19 protein-coding genes and 1 riboswitch are annotated in these 20,799 nt (G+C 49.2%); of the genes, 2 read left to right on the top strand and 17 right to left on the bottom strand.

The genetic code is table 11. From position 1 onward, the window contains the following. Positions 1-220: 220 nt before the first annotated feature. The 7 genes from lysA to KJS69_RS07620 form a co-directional block, all read right to left on the bottom strand. Positions 221-1,555: a diaminopimelate decarboxylase gene (lysA, locus tag KJS69_RS07650; protein ID WP_213583153.1), complete on the bottom strand. Its 1,335-nt coding sequence runs from the start codon at positions 1,553-1,555 to the stop codon at positions 221-223. Positions 1,556-1,698: 143 nt separating this feature from the next. Further along, a complete protein-coding gene (locus tag KJS69_RS07645) occupies positions 1,699-2,121 on the bottom strand; it encodes a stage V sporulation protein AB (RefSeq protein WP_213583152.1) in 423 nt (140 codons plus the stop codon). After that, positions 2,099-2,755 carry a stage V sporulation protein AA gene (locus tag KJS69_RS07640; protein WP_213583151.1) on the bottom strand — a complete coding sequence of 219 codons (657 nt, stop codon included), beginning with the start codon at positions 2,753-2,755 and terminating at the stop codon, positions 2,099-2,101. Before KJS69_RS07640 ends, KJS69_RS07645 begins: the two co-directional genes overlap by 23 nt. Before the next feature lie 199 nt (positions 2,756-2,954). Then, complete coding sequence (gene sigF, locus KJS69_RS07635) at positions 2,955-3,710, bottom strand: RNA polymerase sporulation sigma factor SigF (protein ID WP_213583150.1); 756 nt, start codon at positions 3,708-3,710, stop codon at positions 2,955-2,957. 15 nt (positions 3,711-3,725) lie between these two features. After that, positions 3,726-4,166, bottom strand: a complete 441-nt coding sequence (gene spoIIAB, locus KJS69_RS07630) for an anti-sigma F factor (RefSeq protein WP_213583149.1) — start codon at positions 4,164-4,166, stop codon at positions 3,726-3,728. Then, positions 4,163-4,516 carry an anti-sigma F factor antagonist gene (gene spoIIAA / locus KJS69_RS07625; protein ID WP_213583148.1) on the bottom strand — a complete coding sequence of 118 codons (354 nt, stop codon included), beginning with the start codon at positions 4,514-4,516 and terminating at the stop codon, positions 4,163-4,165. The genes spoIIAB and spoIIAA overlap by 4 nt, the downstream gene beginning before the upstream one ends. A gap of 129 nt (positions 4,517-4,645) precedes the next feature. Next, positions 4,646-5,821, bottom strand: a complete 1,176-nt coding sequence (locus KJS69_RS07620; RefSeq protein ID WP_213583147.1) for a D-alanyl-D-alanine carboxypeptidase family protein — start codon at positions 5,819-5,821, stop codon at positions 4,646-4,648. Between the two features lie 268 nt (positions 5,822-6,089). Here KJS69_RS07620 and hmpA point away from each other — a divergent pair, with 268 nt between their 5' ends. Then, complete coding sequence (hmpA, locus tag KJS69_RS07615) at positions 6,090-7,343, top strand: NO-inducible flavohemoprotein (RefSeq protein WP_213583146.1); 1,254 nt, start codon at positions 6,090-6,092, stop codon at positions 7,341-7,343. 141 nt (positions 7,344-7,484) lie between these two features. Here the strand turns inward: hmpA and KJS69_RS07610 are convergent, their stop codons facing one another. The 5 genes from KJS69_RS07610 to pdhA all read right to left on the bottom strand — a co-directional run bounded on the left by KJS69_RS07610 (position 7,485) and on the right by pdhA (position 13,700). After that, positions 7,485-7,985, bottom strand: coding sequence for a Crp/Fnr family transcriptional regulator (locus KJS69_RS07610; protein ID WP_213583598.1), 501 nt, complete (start codon positions 7,983-7,985; stop codon positions 7,485-7,487). Positions 7,986-8,501: 516 nt separating this feature from the next. After that, complete coding sequence (lpdA, locus tag KJS69_RS07605) at positions 8,502-9,911, bottom strand: dihydrolipoyl dehydrogenase (protein WP_213583145.1); 1,410 nt, start codon at positions 9,909-9,911, stop codon at positions 8,502-8,504. 2 nt (positions 9,912-9,913) lie between these two features. After that, on the bottom strand, positions 9,914-11,230 hold the full coding sequence (locus KJS69_RS07600; RefSeq protein ID WP_213583144.1) for a dihydrolipoamide acetyltransferase family protein: 1,317 nt from the start codon (positions 11,228-11,230) through the stop codon (positions 9,914-9,916). Positions 11,231-11,564: 334 nt separating this feature from the next. After that, complete coding sequence (locus KJS69_RS07595; RefSeq protein ID WP_213583143.1) at positions 11,565-12,545, bottom strand: alpha-ketoacid dehydrogenase subunit beta; 981 nt, start codon at positions 12,543-12,545, stop codon at positions 11,565-11,567. 72 nt (positions 12,546-12,617) lie between these two features. Beyond that, complete coding sequence (pdhA, locus tag KJS69_RS07590; protein WP_213583142.1) at positions 12,618-13,700, bottom strand: pyruvate dehydrogenase (acetyl-transferring) E1 component subunit alpha; 1,083 nt, start codon at positions 13,698-13,700, stop codon at positions 12,618-12,620. 429 nt (positions 13,701-14,129) lie between these two features. Between pdhA and KJS69_RS07585 the strand changes: the two genes are divergently transcribed. Continuing rightward, on the top strand, positions 14,130-14,855 hold the full coding sequence (locus tag KJS69_RS07585; RefSeq protein ID WP_213583141.1) for an alpha/beta hydrolase: 726 nt from the start codon (positions 14,130-14,132) through the stop codon (positions 14,853-14,855). A 102-nt stretch (positions 14,856-14,957) separates the two neighbouring features. Here the strand turns inward: KJS69_RS07585 and KJS69_RS07580 are convergent, their stop codons facing one another. The 5 genes from KJS69_RS07580 to KJS69_RS07560 all read right to left on the bottom strand — a co-directional run bounded on the left by KJS69_RS07580 (position 14,958) and on the right by KJS69_RS07560 (position 20,750). Next, a complete protein-coding gene (locus KJS69_RS07580) occupies positions 14,958-15,809 on the bottom strand; it encodes a lipoate--protein ligase family protein (protein ID WP_213583140.1) in 852 nt (283 codons plus the stop codon). A 78-nt stretch (positions 15,810-15,887) separates the two neighbouring features. Next, positions 15,888-17,237 carry a pyrimidine-nucleoside phosphorylase gene (locus tag KJS69_RS07575; RefSeq protein WP_213583139.1) on the bottom strand — a complete coding sequence of 450 codons (1,350 nt, stop codon included), beginning with the start codon at positions 17,235-17,237 and terminating at the stop codon, positions 15,888-15,890. A 677-nt stretch (positions 17,238-17,914) separates the two neighbouring features. After that, positions 17,915-18,739: a C40 family peptidase gene (locus tag KJS69_RS07570; protein WP_249730419.1), complete on the bottom strand. Its 825-nt coding sequence runs from the start codon at positions 18,737-18,739 to the stop codon at positions 17,915-17,917. Positions 18,740-18,806: 67 nt separating this feature from the next. Next, a riboswitch (cyclic di-AMP (ydaO/yuaA leader) is annotated at positions 18,807-18,952 on the bottom strand. 85 nt (positions 18,953-19,037) lie between these two features. Next, positions 19,038-19,895 carry a purine-nucleoside phosphorylase gene (locus KJS69_RS07565; RefSeq protein ID WP_213583137.1) on the bottom strand — a complete coding sequence of 286 codons (858 nt, stop codon included), beginning with the start codon at positions 19,893-19,895 and terminating at the stop codon, positions 19,038-19,040. Positions 19,896-19,913: 18 nt separating this feature from the next. Continuing rightward, entirely contained in the window at positions 19,914-20,750 is an 837-nt protein-coding gene (locus KJS69_RS07560) for a purine-nucleoside phosphorylase (protein ID WP_213583136.1), read from the bottom strand. Positions 20,751-20,799 lie beyond the last annotated feature (49 nt).

The following is a 20,799-nucleotide window of genomic DNA, read 5'->3' as shown; positions in this document are numbered from 1 at the left end:
TTGAACATTGATGTTTTCGTCAAATTAAGAGGTACTTTTGCACTTCGATCACCCAAAATAAACAAATACGGAAATTAAGAGGTACTTTTGCACCCTATGTCCAAAATAGCCTAGCGTTGCATCATTTCAGCAAAAAATGGCATTTCGTTTGCCCAAAATGGGGGAACGTTGTTGGTCTTCCCCGCCCCACCTGCAAGTTTTGCAGAGCAAAGCTGCTCTTTTATACCGTGCCGGCTGTTTTTTTCTGCAGACGCTCTGGAATGACATCGTTGCCTAATAAATCCGCCAGTGTTTCCCGTTTGACCACGACATCCGCCTGACCTTCGCTGACGAGAACGACCGCCGGACGGCGAATGCGATTATAATTGCTGGCCATCGCATAATTGTACGCACCGGTACAGGAGACAGCCAGAAGATCGCCCGTTTGGACTCGGGGCAAATCCACATTCCAAATAAGCATATCCCCACTCTCGCAGCATTTGCCGGCTATCGATACGGTCTCCTCGTTAGAATCGGTTCCCCGATTTGCGAGCATCGCTTCGTATTTAGAATCATACAGTGCCGGACGAGGATTATCCGTCATCCCTCCATCGACGGCAACGTATTTACGGACTCCCGGAATTTCCTTGACCGTGCCGACCGTGTAGAGGGTTGTCCCGGCTTCGCCGACAATACTGCGTCCCGGCTCGACCCAGATTTCCGGAAGCGGATAGTTATGGCTGCCAAAATAAGTGGCGATACCATCTGTAATCGCTCGGACATACTCCCCCACCGGAAGCGGTGTATCCTCCTCGGTGTAACGAATGCCAAACCCGCCTCCCAGATTGACCACACGGAAAGTGACATCAAGCCCGGAACGCACCTCTATAGCAAAGCTGATCATTTTCTCCACCGCCAGCTTGAAGCCGTCCACTTCGAAAATTTGCGAGCCAATATGGGAGTGAATGCCGAGCAATTCCACATTCGGCAGCTTGGATGCTTCCTCCACCGCCCGGTAGGCCGAGCCATTCCCCAAATCGAATCCGAATTTGGAATCGGTCTGTCCGGTCGAAATGAACTCATGGGTATGAGCCTCCACACCAGGAGTAATTCTTAATAAAATGTTCACTTTGCGGTTCTTGTCAGCCGCGATCGCATTCAGCATGTGCAGCTCGACAAAATTGTCGGCAACAAAGCAGCCGATATTCGCCTCTATCGCCATCTCAATCTCCGCAGGCGATTTGTTATTCCCGTGAAAATGTATTCGTTCCGCCGGGAACCCCGCTTGTAAAGCGGTATACAGTTCTCCATCGGATACGACATCCAATGACAAGCCTTCCTCCTCGGCAATCCGACACATAGCCTGGACACAAAAAGCTTTGCTGGCGTAAGCTACCTGAAACTTAAAGCCGGACTCGCGGAAAGCCTCGACATATTCGCGGCACCGTTGACGAATTAGCGCTTCATCCATTACATAAAGCGGTGTCCCCCATTTAGCGGTCAGCTCTGTCGTATCGCAGCCGCCAATTTCCAAATGTCCTTTATCATTAATTTGACTTGTACCGTGTAGAAACATGCGAAACTTCCTCTCCCTATAGAATGTTCCTGGAGCTTTTGAAAAGAGTTATTATAAAATTTATCATAATCACCTGCCAAACACAATAAGACCGCGTTCTTCTCTCCCTTTCATCGGCTGCGCGGCAAATCAGCTTGTCCATGCTAGAACAAAAACCATTCCAGCAAAGAGCCTATCACCTTCCCGAATATCATCGCCATCAAAAAAAGAATGACATACTGTCCAAGGCCAAGCCGCTTGGCCAGAATCGGCAGAACATTAATGATTTCGGTTAACGCGGCCGCCAACAAACCGACAAACCCTCCCGCAAAAAAGCCGAAAAATGCAGTGGAAAACGGAGTCAGGTGAGTTTTCCAATGAAAAAAATCGGCAAATGTCCAATACAGCGATCCACTGATAACCGCTCCTTCGTACCAATGAATAAAGCGCTGCGACTTCGTCACTTGCGCCAGTCTGGGAATAATGTCGAGAACGATCAGAAAAGCCACCATCCCGGTGCCGACAACCAGTCCTCCGGCCAAGCCGATCAACACCTGCAGCAGACTAACCAAGTTCATTGTCAGCATAAGGAGCCGCTTCCTTGCTGCCGCTTAATTTGGCGTATTCCTCGGTAATAATATATTGGTTTAAGTTTTCCTGATACAAAAACATCTCGACTTCAAGCGGACTTGGCTCCTCGTTGAATTTCTTTTTGAACAGATGGTTAAAAAACAAAATCATCCCGACCCCAATCCCAACCGAGTAAGGAATTTGCAATAAATAAGGCGTCTCCTTGATCTCTCCGGTAAGCAATTCATGCACTCTCCGATGAACTGCGGGCATACTGACATCGGCATGAAAATTCATGATGGCGAGCCCCGAGCCAATGAACAGCAAAATCCAGACAAATCCAATAACTAAAGGATGAGCGCGGCGCTCCGTCCGGGCGATTTCTACCAGAACGTGGGGCTCCCCATACAATTCGATTTGAACGCCGGGAAACAGCTGTTGAATCTTGCGCACGACATGGATCATGTCGATCAGCAGCAAATTCCCGTCTTTAGGTTCAGGAAAGCGAATCGGAAGCTCACTTAATGTCTTTTCTTTTTCCGGGTCGGCCACGATTCGCGCAATCCTTCCGAGCACGATGGATTGCCCAGGCTCGCAGCGAACCCTTTTTTTGAAGCGAATATAAATAACCGAATGATCAGAAGGCTCCATCTCTTCCTCTCCTTTCGACTCCTACCTTGAATCCTGTCTTCTCCTTACCTTCCTTATTATGTGAAGAGCCCCGTCTCCCTACTCATCCCTAACCCCCTCTCAATCGTTCCTCATGACAAGGAAGCAGCCATCTACCACACCAAAAAACCCCCGGTTATCCCGAATCGGGAAACTGGGGGCTGCTCTTATTGTGAATTTGTCACTGAGCTATTTGGTTTTTGATGGATTGCAATATTTTCTTCTCCAAGCGGGACACTTGCACCTGGGATATTCCGAGTCTTTCGGCCACCTCGGATTGCGTCTGGTCACGGAAATAGCGCAGGTAAACGATTAATCGTTCTCTCTCATTGAGCATCCCGATCGCTTCGTTCAACGCAAGCTTCTCAAACCATTTGTCTTGCGACTCATCCGAGATTTGATCCATAAGCGTGATCGGATCGCCATCATTCTCAAACACGGTTTCGTGAATAGAGGAAGGCGGTTTATTGGCCTCCTGGGCCATGACTACATCCTCCGGAGCGATCTCCAGCGCATCCGCCACTTCTTTAACTGTCGGCAGTCTGCCCATCGTTTTGGCCAATTCGTCCTTCATTTTGCGGACCTTGTTAGCCATTTCCTTAAGAGACCGGCTCACTTTAACGGTTCCGTCATCCCGCAAAAACCGTTGAATTTCACCGATAATCATGGGCACGGCATAGGTAGAAAACTTAACGTCATAGGATAAATCGAATTTATCTACCGACTTCAACAAGCCGATACACCCGATCTGAAACAAATCTTCCGCCTCGTATCCGCGATTCAAAAACCGCTGAACGACCGACCAGACCAGTCTAATATTGCAATTGACCAAAGTATCTCTGGCAATAGGGTCGCCGGATTGGCTAAGAGCGATGAGCCGCTTTACTTCCGCATCGTCAAGGTAGCTATGAGAGGCGTTCTTTAAGTCGACATTCATATCCATTACCCCTAATCAAACGGCGCATTTTTTTGTTTCTATCCGCTTTGTCATGGTCACCATCGTTCCACTGCCAACATTGGTTGTGATTTCAATATCATCCATAAAATTTTCCATAATGGTAAAGCCCATTCCCGATCTCTCCAACTCCGGCTTGGAGGTATACAGCGGCTGTCTCGCCTGTTCCAAATCGGGAATTCCATGGCCGCTGTCTTCCACGGAAATCCGGACGATATCGTCCTCTATCGAGCAAGTGATGGTGACCCATCCATCCGGCTGGTTGTCGTATCCGTGAATGATGGCGTTCGTTACCGCCTCGGATACGACGGTTTTAATATCCGTCAGCTCATTCAACGTCGGGTCCAACTGAGAGACAAAGGCGGCCACCGTTACCCGGGCAAAAGATTCGTTTTCGGAACGGCTGGCAAATTGGAGCTTCATGTAATTATTGTTCATGATACAACCTCCAAACTAGAGATTGCCTGTCTCTCATTTTCCTCGATGGCCAATATTTTAAATAAACCCGACATTTCGAACAGACGGTAGACAGAAGGATTGACTCCGCAGACGATCATTTTCCCGCCTTTTCCGGTAATTTGCTTATAGCGGCCGAGAATAACTCCCAAGCCAGAGCTGTCCATAAAATTCAATCGTTCCAGACTAAGAATGATGTGAGTGACCGCTCCTTGCCGGATCGCTTCCTCCATGCGCATTTTGACGATGTCCGCCGTATGGTGATCCAGTTCACCCGCAAGACGGACGATCAGAGCTCTTCGCCCATGCTCCATTTCGATTTGTAAACTCATCTGTTCATTCCTCCTCCATCTTGCCCAATCACTTCTACGAGATACCGGGCAATTCCTTCACGCCCGACAAAACTAGAAGAAAAGTGATAGAAGTAGAAGGAATGTGCTACAATCCGACATGGATTCGCGTCAATCTACGAAGAACAGATGCCCCATCGTTCGCTTCATCATCGTCCACCAGTTGGCTTTATCAATATTCACCGGTGAATACAGCGGAAATTCCTTAAGCGGCTGATCGGCCTTGTAGACAATGATTTTGCCTATTTCCTGACCCGCCTTGACCGGCGCCTTCAGATCCGTTCTCAGCTGCACTTCATGGCGGATTCCCTCGCTGACCTCTCCTCGTTTCAGCAGAATCCCGTATTGATGCTTGGCCGTTAACGGAATGAGATGCTCTTTTCCTTTGCTTATTTTCAGCTCTCCCAAACTGTCGCCGGATTTCACGATAGGATGATTCGTATACTGCGAGAAGGCGTAATCGAACAGCTTGGTGACTTCCGCATTTCGCGTTTTAGTATTCGGCTCCCCTAACACTACCGCAACTACGCGGAAATTTTCTTTTTTGGCCGTAGCGGACAGACAAAACTTCGCTTCGCTCGTGTAGCCGGTCTTAAGACCGTCCACACCTTCATAGAACCGGACCAGCTTGTTTGTATTGACCAGCCAGAATGGTTTGGCAGAATCTTTACGCAAATAATCCTGATAAGCTCCGGTATATTTCGTTATTTGTTCATGCTTCATTAATTCCCTGGACATGATGGCAATGTCATGCGCACTCGTATAATGATCGGAAGCCGGAAGACCGTTAGAATTGACAAAATGCGTATTCGTCATTCCCAACTGCCTCGCTCGTTCGTTCATCTTTTTCACAAAAGCTTCTTCGGAGCCGGATATTTTCTCCGCCATCGCAACGGAAGCATCATTAGCTGAAGCCATGGCGATTCCTTTAAGCATTTCATCGACGGTCATCTCTTCCCCCGGCTCCAAAAAAATCTGTGAGCCTCCCATAGATGCCGCATATTCACTTGTTCGCACTTTATCGTTTATTTGCAAACTGCCTTCATCCAGAGCTTCCATAATTAACAGCATCGTCATTACTTTAGTAATGCTTGCAGGCGGCAGTTTCTCATCCATATTTTTATCATAGATGATCGTTCCCGTGTCGACATCCATCAGAATCGCGGATCGGGCGCCGGGAGTCAGATCGATCGTACCGCTCTCCTTCTCCTCAGCATGGGCATAAGGCAGGACAACCGCCAACAGCACCACGGCTCCCAGCAGGCTTGAAACCCATTTTTTCAACATAAGCATTCCCCTTCCTGGTCAGCATAGCTCAAAGAAATCATTGTTTCTCCCATTGTTGACAACAATGCCGAATTTTATTCCAGATTTGGGAATTGGCCTGATCCGTTCTATTCACTAATCTTTCAAATCTGATGTGATCAGGATCACTAAGAGGAGAGGAACGAAGCGATATACTTAAGCCAGATACAGCCCTCTAAGCAGCGAAATGCTGACCCAGATCTATATAGGACCTGCTGCAAAAGGGTAACTCTGGAAAGGGGAGATTAAGATGATCAGCAAGGAAACCATAGAGGTTATTAAGTCCACTGTACCTGTTCTACAGCAGCGCGGAGAAGAAATAACGACCCGTTTCTACCAAATGATGTTCGCCAATCACCCGGAGTTGTTAAATATATTCAACCACGCCAACCAGAATCGAGGCAGACAGCAAACTGCTCTGGCCCATGCCGTTCTGGCCGCCGCTCAAAATATCGAACGACTGGAGGCCATTCTGCCGGCTGTCGTGCAAATTGCCCATAAGCACCGCAGCCTAGGCGTTAAGCCGGATCATTATCCTATTGTCGGCAAGCATCTGCTGATGGCGATTAAGGACGTGCTGGGTGAGGCGGCTACAGAGGAAATTATTCAAGCCTGGGCTCAAGCCTACCAAGCGATTGCTGACGTGTTCATTCAAGTGGAGGCCGAAATGTACGAGGCAAGCGCGAAACAATCCGCCGGCTGGGAAGGCTTTCGCGTGTTTAAAGTCGTCAAAAAAGTTAAGGAAAGCGACGTGATTACGTCCTTTTATATGGAGCCTGCAGACAGCGGCGATCTGGCCTCCTATGAGCCCGGTCAATATGTCAGCATAAAGCTTGATATTCCAGGACAGAAGAATACCCATATCCGTCAATACAGCTTGTCGGATCGTCCCGATACCGGTTATTACCGGATTAGTGTAAAACGAGAGGACGGCAGAGGCGGACAACCCGACGGCATCGTATCCACTTATTTGCACCATTCCGTTCAAGAAGGGGATCTGCTCCCGCTGAGTGCACCGGCAGGCCATTTTACGCTGGATAACGATTCCTCACGACCGATCGTCCTGATAAGCGGCGGGGTTGGCTTAACCCCTATGATCGCCATGCTGAACTCATTGGCCAAAGCCCCAAACGGACGCCAGGTTACATTTATCCATGCGGCCATCAACTCGCAAACCCATGCTATGAAGGAATACGTCGCCCGCCTGGCCGAGGAGAATGAATGGCTCCATTCCTATGTATGCTACTCGCAGCCTACACCGGAAGATCGCGCACATCAATCTTACGACAAAGATGGATTTGTTGATCTGAACTGGCTGCAGCAAATATTGCCAGACCCGGATCGTGACTTCTATCTCTGCGGGCCTGTTCCGATGCTTCGCATGGTCTATCGTGCACTGGCAGATTGGGGAATAGCGGCTGAGCAAATTCATTATGAATGCTTTGGGCCGGACATTGCCCTGGCAATCGAAAATGAAGCCGAAAGAGAAGAAAGCGTAGTCTGATCTGTTCCCACTTCATCAAATCGCAGCTAATAAGCCGCCATAATGCTCAGCGATTAACATACTCGCGAGCATTATGGCGGCTTTATTCCTTAACGGATCTCGACATACGCCGTACCCCGAATGTAATTCGGGTCACGTCCTCTATAAGGAATGGCTCCGCAGCATACGGTTGACTGTTTCCCGCCGAATGCCAATCCAGTGACCTATTTCTTCCTGGGTCAGCACCTCGCTTACCGGAATATCCCCGATGTACCTGGCAAACCATTCCTGAAACAAACGTAAGCGTTCGGATGGTGAGATCGTCGTCAGATGATCCATTCGCTGCTGCATCATTCTTAGCTTGTCTTGCAACAATAGAGCTACCTCTCTATACTTCTCCGGATTCCTCTCCAGCTCGGAGTACCACTCTTCACACGGAATCGGCTCGATTTCACTTGTGACGATGGCAACGGCCGTTCCATGATACGGACCCGGCGATATCAATGAATGGTGAGGAATCGTTTCTCCTGGAACGATAATATTCATAATTAACGGATTCCCATCCTCATGCACCCTTACAATTTTTAACATCCCGCTTCTCAGCCGAAACAAAGATCCGGCCTCTCCTTGACGGAAAAGAACATCTCCTTTATGCAATAATATTTTCCTCACCTCGGTTCCCTAAATTTTACGCCTTTAAGGGGAGAGCAACAAGTCAATCGGCTTCTATATATGTTGAACTAAAGAATAGCCTCATTCCGTTCCGAAGGAAAGTGCCTCCGAAGCTTCAAACATCATACTCCTTCCCCAAAAAGTGAAGATAGGCTTCGAAGCGATTCCAGTTACTTTTCGGGGACCCCGTTCCAACCCATTATTCCTTATTTATGGGATGGGCCTTCGGATGGTAGGAATACAAAGCCAAAACTCGCCCTGGAAGCATCTTTCTTTCTCCACTTCATAACTATTCAATCATTAGTTCAATTTATATAGGTCACTTCTGGGTATCTTTTTTCGTGATTAATAAGGAAATTTTGAATAACCTCTTCAACCATTCCTTTGGGCATCGTGGATTCCTTTCTAAGCATACCGAAAAGCCGCTTGCGATTCCAGCCTTGCTTCAAACCCGTTCCTGCGCAGAAAAAAAGACCAACCCCGTAAGGCTGGCCTATTGTTGTTCGATTAGATTTTAATGTGAATCGGTTGCCCAAGAGCGACCTCTGCCGCTTCCATCACAATCTCACCTAAGGTCGGGTGAGCATGAATCGTCAAGGCAATATCTTCGAGCGTAGCCCCCATTTCAATTGCCAATCCTAATTCGGAAATGAGGTTGGAGGCTTCGGCCCCCACGATTTGCGCACCAAGGACAAGTCCGTTGTCTTTGTTGGCTATTACTTTAACATAGCCTTCGGCTGCATTCAAGGACAGGGAACGGCCGTTAGCGGCAAACGGGAATTTACCAACCGAGACGTTAATCCCTTTCTCTTTGGCTTCCTTCTCGCTCAATCCGACGCTGGCGATTTCCGGATCGGAGAAGACGACCAGCGGAATGGCACGGTAATCTACGATGCTCGGCATTCCGGCAATCGATTCAGCTGCCACTTTACCTTCGTAGGATGCTTTGTGAGCCAACGCAGGACCAGCCACAATGTCACCAATCGCATAAATATGCGGGATATTCGTTCTGCCTTGCTCGTCTACTTCGATAAGGCCGCGATCCGTAGTCTTAACTCCGATCAAATCGAGTCCAAGCTCGCCATCGGTGTTCGGACGACGTCCTACGGTAACCAGCACGTAATCGGCTGTTACTTTCTTCTCTTCGCCCTTAACGGTAAACGTGACGGTTACGTCATTCTCGTTCTGCTCACAGCCTTGAGCCATAGCTTCGGTGTGAATGTCTACAGACGATTTTTTCAGCTTGCGGGCTACCAGCTGCGACAGATCCTTCTCAAATCCCGGAAGAATCGTATCCGAGCCTTCCAGTACAGTTACTTTGGTGCCAAATTTAGCAAAAGTTTGGCCCAGCTCAATTCCGATATACCCCCCGCCGATAACGACCAGGCTCTTCGGAATTTCTTGCAGTTCCAGTGCCTCAGTAGAGGACAGGATACGTCCGCCATAAGGGAAAGCTTTAAGCTCAATCGGGCGGGAGCCTGTAGCAATGATGCAGTGCTGGAAGCGATAGCGGGGAGATTCGCTTTCGTTAAACAACCGCGCTTCGTTCTCGTTAATGAACATAACCTCGCCGTTGAACGTTTGAATTTTGTTGCCTTTCAACAAAGAAGCTACGCCGCCGGTCAGCTTGTTGACGACGGAAGATTTCCACTGCTGAACTTTGTCAAAATCCACTTTAACCCCTTCGGCCGAAATACCGATGTCACCGCTTTGCATGGTTTCGTATTGATGAGCCGCAGAAATAAGCGCTTTGGAAGGAATACATCCGCGATTCAGACAGACGCCTCCAACCTCCGCTTTATCCGCGATCATTACGCTTTTACCTAACTGAGCGGCACGGATGGCGGCTACATAACCGCCAGGCCCCGCACCAATAACTAGAACATCAATATCGATAGACGCATCTCCGACTACCATATTTACACCTCCATGACTAGCAGCTCGGGATCTGCAAGAAGCTGCTTGATATAGTTCATACAATATTGGGCCGTAGCTCCGTCAATAATACGATGATCGAAGCTCAGCGACAATGCCATTACCGGAGCCGCAACAATTTCGCCATTCTTAACGACCGGCTTCTCGGATATACGTCCCGTTCCCAGAATAGCTACTTCCGGGAAATTAATGACCGGAGTGAAGAACATTCCGCCGGCAGAGCCGATATTGGTAATCGAGATCGTGCTTCCTTTAAGCTCGGCTGGAGCCAGCTTGCCTTCACGCCCGCGGGTAGCCAAATCATTAATTTCCGCTGCGATCGACCAGATGCTCTTGCGATCGGCATCGTTAACAACCGGGACAATTAAGCCATTGTCCGTATCGGCGGCAATTCCGATGTTATAGTACTTTTTGTAAACAATTTCGTTGTTCTCTTCGTCGATCGTCGCATTCATCACCGGGAATTGTCTAACCGCAGCGACTAGAGCTTTGACGATAAACGGCAAATAGGTAAGCTTGACGCCTTTTTGCTCGGCCAGTGGCTTGCCCTTCGCTCGCAAAGCGACAAGCTGTGATACGTCCACCTCGTCCATGATCGTAACATGTGGAGCCGTATAAACGGATTTGACCATCGCATTGGCGATGACTTTGCGAATTCCTTTGAACGGAACCCTCTCTTCGATCCGATCGCCCGATACGGCTGCCGCCGGTTGGCCTGCTGCCGATGCAGCCGGTGCCGCAGGCTTGTCCTCCGCAGGCGCTTTGCCTCCGCCAGCGACGAACGCATCTACGTCCTCGCGAGTCACTCGTCCGTTCTTGCCAGTAGCCGGCACGTCCGCAATGCTCACGCCTTTTTCCCTGGCGAATTTACGAACGCTTGGCGTAGCCAGAACTTCCCGCGCAGCCGATTTCGCCTCAGCAGAGCCTGCTTGGCCAGCCTGAGCCGTATCCACAGCGGCCTTCTCCACGTTCTCGACAACAGCCTCGCCAATATTGTCTTCCACTTTCTCCTCAGCGGAACCTTCGGTGTCTCCGTAATCAGGCTGTTCAGGAATATCTCCCTCGGCATCAATGACAGCCACTACTTGGCCGACGTTGCATACCTGGCCTTCCTGTACTTTCACTTCTACAATTGTGCCGTTAACGGGACAAGGCACTTCTACGACCGCCTTGTCGTTCTGCACATCCATAATAATATCATCGTCTGTTATTTTATCGCCAGCTTTAATGTGCAGCTTGACGATTTCACCTTCGTGCAGCCCTTCCCCCAGCTCGGGGAATCTGTATTGAAATATGGCCAAGGCTCCAACCTCCTTAATCGTTATGCATCGAATCTAACCGCCGAATGCTCTGATGGGCTATATATGGCACTAAAGAAAGCTATCATTCCGTTCCGAAGGAAAGTGCCTCCGAAGCTTCAAACATCATACTCCTTCCCCAAAAAGTGAAGATGAGCTTCGAAGCAATTCCAGATACTTTTCGGGGACCCCGAAACCAATAGATTCCTTCTATATGGTTGGGCCTTCGGATGGTAGGAATACAAAGCCAAAACTCGCCCTGGAAGCATCTTTCTTTCTCCACTTCATGAGCTTTGAAACCATTATTGCCGAGTATATAAAATTAACTCGAGATTATTTAAAACTCCAGTACTTCTTTAAGTCCGGCAATAATCCGGGCCGGATTGGGAAGCCACTGATCCTCGATTTGCGCGAACGGATACACGGTATCCGGCGGAGAGACACGGAGAACCGGAGCTTCCAGATGTAGAATAGCCTTCTCGTTAATTTGAGCAATTACTTCAGCGGCTACACCAGATGTTTTCTGCGCTTCTTGGACTACGATGGCGCGATTTGTTTTCTTGATCGACTCTACAATGGTATCTATATCGAGCGGCATGATCGTCCGCAGGTCAATCACTTCGATTTTGGCCCCTGTTGATTTTTCCATCTCCTCGGCCGCTTTCAAAGAAGTATGAACCATAGCACCGTAAGTAATAATCGTCGCATCTGTACCTTCGCGAACAACTTTGGCCTTGCCTAGCGGAATGGTGTAGTCCTCTTCCGGCACTTCCGCACGGAACGCGTGGTACAAGTTCAGATGCTCCATGAAAAAGACAGGATCATTATCGCGAATCGCCGAAATGAGCAGGCCTTTGGCATCGTAAGGATTAGAAGGAATAACGACCTTAATCCCGGGAGTCTGAACCAGGAGTCCCTCCAGGGAATCGGTATGCAGTTCAGCCGCCTTGACGCCACCGCCATAAGGGGTGCGGAACACGATTGGAGCATGGTATCTGCCGCCGGAACGGTAACGCATCCGGGCAGCCTGCACACATATTTGATCCAAAGCTTCATAGATAAAACCAATAAATTGGATTTCAGCTACCGGCCGGAACCCTTGGGTTCCCAAGCCGACAGCCAAACCGCCAATGGCTGATTCCGCCAGTGGAGTGTCAAATACACGCTCTTCTCCGAATTCCTCCTGCAATCCTTCGGTCGCACGGAAAACTCCACCCACATTCCCTACGTCTTCCCCGAACAGCAGAACGTTGGGATCGCGTTTAAGTTCGACGCGCATTGCGTCTCTAATTGCTTCTTTCAAGTTCATTTGAGCCATGACTAACCCGATTCCTCCTTAGATTACCTAATCAAGCTGTTAGTTGTTGCGAAAACGGCCGTTTATGAGCCTTTATTTAAAGTACGCTTTCTGTTCTTCTAAATACTGAGGCGTCGTTTCGAACATGGTGTCGATCAGACCGGGTACCGTCATTTTCTCCGTTTGCTCTGCTTTTTTAATATGCTCCGCAACGGTCGCTTTAGCTTCTTCTCTCACCCGGGCATCATCTTCTTCGGACCATAGTCCCTTTTTATTCAAATACTTGCGCAAACGCTCGATGGGATCCTTCACGCTCCATTCGCTCTCCTCGTCTTTCGTCCGATACTTCGTCGTATCGTCAGACATGGAGTGAGGACGGAAGCGATAGGTTAAGCCCTCGATCAGTGTCGCGCCTTCTCCGTTCCGGCCGCGCTCGGCAGCATCGCGCACCGCTTTAATAACGGCAAATACATCCATGCCGTCCACTTGCACGCCTTTGATGCCGGCTGCTACCGCTTTGTGAGCAACCGACAAGGCGGCTGTTTGCTTCGAGAACGGTGTAGTAATGGCGTAACCGTTATTTTGTACAAAGTAAATTACCGGCAGCTTAAAGACGCCCGCAAAGTTCAAACCTTCGTAGAAGTCTCCTTCGGAAGATCCGCCGTCACCGGTATAAGTAATGACAACGTTGTTCTTGCCGCGCTTCTTCAAGCCCATGGCAATACCGGTCGCATGCAAAATTTGAGCGCCGATAATAATTTGCGGCATGAGGACGTTCACACCTTCGGGTATTTGTCCCCCGTGCTGATGTCCGCGAGAGTACAGGAAGGCTTGATATAACGGCAATCCGTGCCATACCAGCTGAGGCATATCACGATAACCCGGACAAATGTAATCTTCTTTATCCAATGCGAACTCACTGCCGACCATCGTTGCTTCCTGACCGGATACCGGCGCGTAGAAACCAAGACGGCCCTGGCGGCCCAAATTGACAGCCCGCTCATCCCATGTTCTTGTGAACACCATTCTCCGCATCAGTTCTTTTAATTCATCGTCGCTCAGTTCAGGCATTTCCGCTTCATTGATAATTTCCCCGTCAGGTGAAAGAATGGACAGCGGCTGAACTTCCTCCGTCTTAACTTCATAAGCCTTGCTTACCTCGGAAGCTTTATTCATTACGTGCACCTCACTACTCATTTGCTTCGCACCTCGCTAGTCAATAATTGTTACGAAGAGTAATCTGTTATACTATTATTATATTACTGTCTCATTATAATTTCCACCAAAATATAAAGATTGTTCTGTTTATAGGCTTAACTGTTTAAAAACAGTTTAATAAAAGTTATATAACAGATGCTCCTGTTTTAACGAAGTTCCCCCATTAGCTTTGCCTTTTTATTTAATAATTTACCTCTGTACCGAAAAAAGTAAGAAGACAAAGCAGACATATGGCCGGCAATAAAGATTTTGAGTCCCTGAAGTGGAGAAAGCCCATTGCTTTTGAACGGAATGGATGCTCATCTTTAACACCGGATCTATTTAGGTGGAAGTTAAATCTTCAAGCATTTATTGAACAATAACTATGTAAAGAAAGAAGGAATGTCGATGGCTCCCTCTATTTACCACCGCACGATTATTAAGAAACAGATTTATTCCGCCTCTTTGCAAACCGAAAGAGAGATCTCGGTCTATCTGCCCCCGGGATATAATGAATTACTGTCTTACCCGGTTGTCTATTGTCAGGATGGAGTCGAGTTTTTAAATTATGGCCGCATAGCGACAACGGCTAACCAGCTCATTCTCGAGGAGGATATGGAGCCGCCGATTATTGTCGGGGTTCACGTCGATCTCGAGAACAGAACCGAGGAATATTCTCCGGACGGGGAACGCTTTGATGCATACTGTCATTTTTGGACGGATGAAATGATGCCTGAGATCGAGGCCAGCTTTCCGGTCCGAACCGTCGCCGAGGATAGAGTGCTGGCCGGTGATTCGCTAGGGGCTACGGTCAGCTTGCACCTCGCCCTGGATCATCCCGACTTATTTCGCAAAATAATTTCATTGTCTGGAGCTTTCCTGGCTCCAAGCATACAGCGTCTGCGGGAAGAGACGGATTTGAGCGGGCTTGATCTGTATATGCTGATCGGCCTGCAGGAAACAGAGGTCAAAACCGAACGGGGGACGTTCGACTTTTTGCAGGCGAATCGGTTAGCCAAGGAGCTGCTAGAGGAAAAAGGAGCGCAAATTTATTACGAAGAAGCCGAAGGAAAGCATATATGGGGATTTTGGCAAAAGAAGCTTCCAGCGGCCCTGTATCATTATTTGGGATAAAAAAGACGTCAAGGGCACGCCATATTCCGGGCGTGCCCTCAGCTGTTACAGAAAAGCGAGCAAGCATCCCGCTTGTTGAGCACCCGATCAGAGACGGGCTTCTTACCGGTCATAACGGGTTCTCAGCATCATCATAGCCTGTTCGATTTCCGGATTAAGAAGATGATCTGCCGAGCCCTCTATTACAGTCCCTCCGTTTTCCTTGACTACCTCCAGCGCTTTTGCTGCAAAGGACTCCGCCGAAGGAACACCGGCCAATTCCGCCAAACTGGCCATACTGGCTTCGCTTACCCGAGGATAAGCCAGTCGTTCCTCCCCGCCGGATGCGATTTGATAGAACTGTCTGGCTATAGCCGCTCTGTCCTCCCCTTTTCCTTCTACGACGACAAACGCTTGTACAACGAAGCCCCGGGTCTGCCGCCGCTGGGCGATTCCGCAGAACTTTCGTCCCTCTATCGCCAAATCGTAATCTCCGGGACAATAAGACCCGGCCACTTCACCATCCTGAATGGAGTCCGTCCAGGTAGAAAGCACTTTGCGCAGCAGCGAGACCATGAAACGAAAATCGGAGTGAAAATCCATCTTGCCTCGCGGATTAGGCAGGACGAGCGACAGATTGACCACTCCGGCATCGAGTGGAACGGCCGCCCCTCCGGAATTACGAACGGCTGTATCATATCCCTGTTTTCTCAGCCATTCCATTGCTTGTTCAGCGTGCGGAAGCTTCCGGTCTCTTAAACCGACTACAAACGCACGGGGATGTCTCCAAATGTGCAGCAGCGGTCCCTGCAGCTCCTCCACTTGTCTGCACATGACCTCATCCCAGGCAAAAGGAAGCAGAATCGGGAAACTGGCCGTGTTTACTTCCTGCTTTGTATGAATAACGGTAACCGTCTGCAGCCAATCGGCTTCAACAGATGTGACTTCAGATGCGCCTTCTTCGATTCTGTTCAAATCTTTTCATCCTATTCCCCAATTTAAGGTTGAATTTATGAGCTTATAGCTGCGGCTTGTCCATAGAGCCTAGGCTTCTTACAATCGGACCTCTTCGCCCCTTGTTATCCCGTCCTTAGTAATAACCGCATAGACGAGCGGCTTGGGCGGCACGGGGCTTTCTGATATAGAGAAGGCATTCAGCACTTGCCGGTTGATCTCCGCTATTTCGACATCGCTTGCTGATGACACATGCAGGTCGGCCAACGTCTCACCGGCTGCCACCCGGTCACCCGATCGCTTATGCAGGACGATACCGACGCCGAGATCGATCTTGTCATCCGTCGTAGCCCGGCCGGCGCCCAGAGTCATCGCTGCCCTTCCGATCTCCTCTGCTGCCACACTTTCAATCCAACCGTCCTGTGCGGCAACGACTGGAACGATCTGAGCCCCCGCATGCAGCAGTTCCGGACGATCTACAACATCGTCCTCTCCTCCCTGCGCTTTAATGATCTGCTTCAGCTTGTTCAATGCCGAACCGTTTGCTATAGCCTCCGCCAGTCGGCCCTTGGCCTCATCGTAATCGTTGGCCTTGCCCCCAAGCAAGAGCATATGGGCACCCAGCATCAACGTAACCTTCAGCAGCGGACTGCCGGCTTCCTTCCCCTGAAGCACTCGAATGGCTTCCTTCACTTCTAAAGCATTTCCGATCGAACGGCCAAGCGGCTCGTCCATTCCAGTAATCACCGCAACGGTTTCCCGGCCAACCTCAGTTCCGATCGCTACCATCGCCTCGGCCAAGTCAATGGATTCCTCCAGCGATTTCATGAAGGCACCGTTGCCGGTTTTGACATCCAGAACGATAGCGTCAGCGCCGGAAGCAATTTTCTTGCTCATGACCGAGCTGGCGATGAGCGGAATGGAATTGACCGTAGCGGTCACATCGCGCAGGCTGTACAGCTTCTTATCCGCCGGAGTGATATTCCCGGTTTGGCTAATGACGGCCGCACCGACCTGGTTGACCTGATCAATGAATTGCTGTTCTGTCCTCTCCACCTCATAGCCCGGAATAGCCTCCAGTTTGTCGATCGTCCCTCCGGTGTGTCCCAGGCCTCGTCCCGACATTTTGGCTACCGGAACTCCTGCCGCAGCAACGAGAGGTGCCAGTATAAGTGTAGTTGTATCGCCAACCCCGCCTGTACTGTGTTTATCCACTTTAATGCCGTGAATGGCACTCAGGTCCATTTGATCCCCCGAGCGGGCCATCTCCATCGTTAAATCAGCCGTCTCTCTGGCGGTCATCCCTTGATAATAGACAGCCATAGCCCACGCAGACAATTGATAATCGGGAATAGAGCCGTCCGTGCAGCCACGGATCAAAAACGCGATTTCTTCGGAGGTCAGCTCCATGCCGTCTCTTTTTTTGCGAATAATATCTACCGTTCTCATCCTTATCCCTCCAATAAGGTAAATCTGCATTGCTACGATTTAGCAATAGCGATGAAATAAGGTACTAACCAGATTGTTATATTTCCAATGTCAATAATAATACAGACGGAGTACAGAAGAGGCTAGGTGAGTCATTATCCCCCTCGCTCTTCTCTCTCCCTATTATAAACGATTTTTTGCCGCGAATCCCGACCTTCCCCTTTTCTCCGGCATTTGTCCCAACTACAGACCGACTATGAGAAGAACTGTAATCGATGTCCTTCGAGAAAGAGCGAGCTCGCGTTTAGATATCACTTCTGTAACAAAATTCCGGTACAAAACACAGTGTGTGTCCAAATTGTGAACTTTTAAATATTTTTAGCCAAAAAAATAAGGGATTGCAAACTTTTTGTTACTTTTACCCGTCAATAATCATATAAGCTTTAGTAAGAGTAACGTTCTGCCAGTCCAGACTACATTCCACCCGGTGCTTCCCCTAAATTATTTACCCTTTACCTTGCTTGAATATAGTTTCAAAACACAGCGAAAGGGTAACCATTTATAGAGGCTGTTCAAATCATTGCTTCTTGAACTCTCTTCCTGAGCATCAAGCTTATTTATAGAGCTGCTCTGCCCTTCCAGGTGGAAAAACAAAAAGACACAAGCCGGTGCATGCTTGCGTCTTCGCGGGTCCAGAATTACAATACTCTCTTTGCACCGACGTAACGAGAGCCCCAGTAGTCACTGTCCAGGCTGTCTATTTTAACGCCGGAAGAGGTTGTCGATGAAATAAATTTATTATCGCCTATATAGACTCCTACATGTGAAATAGAGAAATTCTTAGTAATGGAGAAGAATACAAGATCTCCTTCTTGCAAATCGCTTACGGAAGTCCCTGACTCATACATGCTCGCGGAAGTACGAGGCAGTTCAATCCCTTCTTGAGAAAATAAATAACGAATGAATCCGGAGCAGTCAAAGCCGCTCGGAGTTGTCCCTCCCCATTGATAAGGAGTTCCTATATATTCCTTGGCATTCTCGATGACATCTGGAGTCGTGCTAGCGACCGTCACTGTTGCCTCAATCTCTGACTCTGGGACATAGTACCTGGCTGGAGCGTGGTACTGTCCGTCTTCCGCTATAATAGCTATATAATTGACATCATCCCACTGCAGCATGTAACCAAACGCCTCGGATAAAAACCGAACCGGGACATAAACTTGTCCGTCTGCGAAATCGACTTCGGAATCCAATGCAACAGGCTCGTCATTCACTTTCGCTTCCTTGTTTCCGGTAACCAGATCAATCGTGCGGATGCCATTGGATACCTCGGTGATGACTTGTTCATTGTCCATGTTCCATGTCACCTGAAAACCGAGCTTCTCCGCAACCGACCGAAGAGGTACCATCGTCGTTCCGCTGGAGTCGATATAAGGCTGTCCCTCCGCGAATACGACTAACTCATCATTAATTTGCAGTTGAACATCAATTTCGGTATTAGCCGCATCAACCTGATGTGCCACCAACCAGCTAGATAGCAATAATGCCGACGACAAGACCATTTTATGACCAAAACGCTTGAACTTCAGAGTTGCTTCCTCCTTATGCCTCCGGAGTTAGTTGTCGGATTCGGGTTGAGGACTCCCCTAGTTTCGCGTGCACCCGCAAAACATTCACCCCATATTAGTCCCCCGTACCAGCCATTTCTGACAAGCTGGATTCGGCATTAATTTCTTATTCCTTTTTTTACGCTACCATATGTCACAATTTTACACAATGCAAATTTTGTAAACTTAATAATTTTGTCATCTTTTTTAGTTCTCAAAGGGGCAATTCCCGAATAAAAGAGCGAACCAACGACTGAAAAACAGGCTTGGTCCGGTTGGCCACTTCAACGACCTGTTCATGAGTCAGCGCCTCCAATTCTTCTCCTATGGCCATATCGGTTATGCAGGAAATTCCAAGTACCTTTAGCCCGCAATGCCGTGCGGCAATGACTTCTCCTACGGTGGACATGCCTACGGCGTCCCCCCCCAATCTGGCAAGCATAGTCAGCTCAGACGGAGTCATATAGGAAGGACCGCTAATGCCGCAGTATACTCCCTCTCTGAGTCGGCAAGTCTTCCGCTCGTCGTCGGCTTCCATTTGCTCACCCAGCCGTTGTGCCAGCTTGCGATATTCCCGGTCATAAGCTTCCGACATATCGGGAAATCGAGGGCCCAGTTCGGGATGATTAACGCCAATGAGAGGATGGGCCCCCGTCATATTAATGTGATCATTAATAAGCATCAGATCGCCCGGACGAAATGAACGGTTCATCCCCCCAGCCGCATTCGTTATGATTAACGTACCGATACCTAGAGATTTCATTACATAAATCGGGAAAACAACTTTTGTCATCGGGTAGCCCTCGTAATAATGAATCCTTCCCTGCATAACGACAACCGGCTTCCCTTCAAGCCGGCCCGCCACAAATTTGCCTTCATGACCGCCAACCGTCGAAACTGGAAAATGAGGAATCTGATGGTACGGAATCGCTATAGCGTCTGTCACCTGCTCAGCCAAATCCCCCAACCCGGAGCCAAGCACGAGCCCGATCTGTGGAGACAACCCTTGCCAAGCCTCGCGCAAATATTGAGCCGCTTCCTGAATCTCTTCCCACTGCCGGCTTTGCTGCATTCCAATCCCTCCTATAATTTATACTTCTGAGATAAGAGCTTGCATCAGCTCAATAAATTGGGGCTGAACCCTGTTCGCGGTCGCCACTACCTCCGCATGCGAAAGCGGCTGATCGAGCATGCCTGCCGCCATATTCGTAATACAAGAGACTCCGAACACTTCTATTCCCGCATGCCTGGCGGCAATCACCTCGGGTACGGTAGACATTCCTGCAGCGTCTCCCCCCAGCATTCGCAGCATGCGGACTTCGGCAGGTGTTTCATAAGTCGGCCCGGTCATTCCGACATATACACCTTCTTTTACTTTAATTTTGAGCCTGGAAGCCGTTCGTTTGGCCAACTCGAGCAGCCGACGGCTGTAGCCCTCCGACATGTCGGGAAATCGCGGTCCCAGCCGATCGTCATTAGGTCCGATTAGCGGGTTGCGAAACATAAAATTGATATGATCGCGTATGAGCATAAAATCCCCCACCTGATAAGAAGGGTTGATCCCTCCAGCGGAGTTGGTCACCAGCAAGGTCTGAACACCAAGAGCCTTCATGACTCTTACAGGATATGTAACTGCTTCGCCGTCATAACCTTCATATAGATGAAAACGTCCTTTCATCATGACGAGCGGGCGGCCTCCCCATTGGCCGAAGACCAGCTCTCCGGCATGCCCCTCCACAGTCGAAACCGGGAAATGAGGGATTTCCCGGTAAGGGAGAACCGCGGGCTGCTCCAAAGATTCAGCCAGTACGCCGAGACCCGAGCCAAGAATGAGTCCCATCGTCGGAGTTATGGAAATCCTCTCTCGAATCCAGTTGGCGGTTTCTTCCAGCCTGGACAAAGAGGAGGAGTGAGACGGTTGTGTCATTGTGGACATCTCCTTCCGTTACAAAAAATGAACCCATTTATTGCAGATC

Origin of the sequence: Paenibacillus sp. J2TS4 (assembly GCF_018403245.1) — a bacterium.
Taxonomy (GTDB): Bacteria; Bacillota; Bacilli; order Paenibacillales; family NBRC-103111; genus Paenibacillus_L.
The sequence above is the reverse complement of the archived record's forward strand: the minus strand, read 5'-3'. Positions and strand labels throughout refer to the sequence as shown.